The 401-nt window shown below is 32.4% G+C and carries 1 protein-coding gene; it reads left to right on the top strand.

The window, feature by feature from the left end:
- Positions 1-401: hypothetical protein (locus tag EZV76_RS17140; protein WP_161594443.1), on the top strand; the 401-nt coding region annotated here is incomplete at both ends.

The following is a 401-nucleotide window of genomic DNA, read 5'->3' as shown; positions in this document are numbered from 1 at the left end:
TCATTTGATAGCTACATGTTGTGGTGGGCAGAAATTGAAAATATTTGGAAAAACACCCCCACAAGCTCTTAATAGCGATCAATATGAGTGCTACATAAAACATACCCAACTGTTCTATGACACTTACAATAATCTCTCTTCGCTTTTAATTAAATTTGCGTCAAAATTTCCTGATTTTCACTCTGTTGTTGATACAATTTTTTTCGCCCTAAACGAAATTTATAATCAAATAACAACAGTGCGCTGTAAAATCTCTCAGGATTTTGACACTTACCAAATAAAAGAGAGACAAGAGTGGGAAAGGATCGAAAGCTTTAAAAATCAAAATAATTTTTTGAGCAAGGAGAAATTATTTTGTTATGAAGAAGCTGATTTAAATCCGGAAATCTTTAATATAGCCG

The sequence above is a fragment of the Flagellimonas alvinocaridis genome, from assembly GCF_004916895.1.
In the GTDB taxonomy this organism is placed as follows: domain Bacteria; phylum Bacteroidota; class Bacteroidia; order Flavobacteriales; family Flavobacteriaceae; genus Flagellimonas; species Flagellimonas alvinocaridis.
Note: the sequence above shows the minus strand (reverse complement) of the source record. Positions and strands in the feature narration are given on the sequence as shown.